This window comes from Loktanella fryxellensis, assembly GCF_900110065.1.
Taxonomy (GTDB): domain Bacteria; phylum Pseudomonadota; class Alphaproteobacteria; order Rhodobacterales; family Rhodobacteraceae; genus Loktanella; species Loktanella fryxellensis.
This window is the reverse complement of the sequence record NZ_FOCI01000073.1, coordinates 1-1,120: the sequence shown is the minus strand read 5'-3', so window position 1 is coordinate 1,120 and position 1,120 is coordinate 1. Positions and strand designations below refer to the sequence as shown.

2 pseudogenes are annotated in these 1,120 nt (G+C 57.4%); both read right to left on the bottom strand.

Annotated elements, in window-relative coordinates:
- Positions 1–113 precede the first annotated feature (113 nt).
- A pseudogene (locus BMX16_RS17245) lies at positions 114–353 on the bottom strand (transposase); the annotation flags it as partial.
- Between the two features lie 401 nt (positions 354–754).
- Positions 755–1,120, bottom strand: a pseudogene (locus BMX16_RS17855) (hypothetical protein); the annotation flags it as partial.

Sequence of the window (1,120 nt, the reverse complement as noted above, 5' to 3'; positions counted from 1 at the left end):
CTCAAGGCTCGAACCTGAAAGCTGCCGCCTGACATGAAACAAATGCGAGAGCTTATTGCGGCAGAAAGCTGGTCGAAAAACTAGGGCCACCTCTCCGCTCGCCGCGTGGGAAGCTTCCTAAGCTTCGGGATGCGCAGCTCGACGGTCTCGACGCGCGTCTGCCAATCCCAGTCTTGGTAGCCGCTACGCTGCGCCCGCCGTGCCGGGTCCCGCTCGCCATAGGCCGCACCCGTCACTGCGCCGACCTCCAACTCCATCAGCAGATCAGCGGCAAAGCCGATCATCTCGAGCTGCAGATCAGAGTCGCGGGATTTCTCCACGAGGTCGAGGAAGTTCATCATGTCGGTGGTCATCGGTGGTCCTCTCGGTGTTGGGTTGGCATTTACACCCAGACCCCAACCGAAGATCGCCGGTGACCACCTCAGCCAAAACCTACACCACGCTCAGCGATAGCGCCTGTTTGATGTGCGGTGGACTGCTGAAGGGCGGTGTGAAAGTATGGCGCCGGTATGTTTGTTAACATACCAGCGCCATACTCAGTATCATGCAGGTCTACTGGCCGAGAAGGGTGAGTTGCTGACTTGGAAGTGAAATGGCTTTCGGTGTTGCGATCGCCTGCCGCGACACTACGGGTGATGTGATGTCTGCACCGACAACCTCACGCAAAGCCAGCTTGCCCTTTTGGGGCTGATCAGGACTTTCCCTGCTGCGGTCGCGAAGCCGCGCCTTTGTTGCCGCGGACATATGAAATTGTTTAATGCAGCGTAGGGCGACATTCGAGATCGGCAGCTTTCTGCAACACTCGTGCGGCCGTTCTCAGACTCGGTCGTCTTACTTGGCTCGCACGTTTAAAAGCTTCGACCGCTGCATCCAAGGTCACGTCACTTAAACCCTGTTTGCGCCCTTCGCGCCAAATGAAGGCAACCATCTCGTCAGTTGTAAGCGCACGAAGGGCTATCGGTGGGCATCTGCTCAGAAGAGGCTCGGGCAACGCACGGCTGTTGTTGGTAGTCAGAACCCAGATGATCGTAAGCGCCGTCCCCGTCCCATTGATTTCCAGGGTTCCGCTGCGCTGGTGGAGGAGCGAGTTTCCTTTTGATGTTTCAGAAGGAGATTGCAG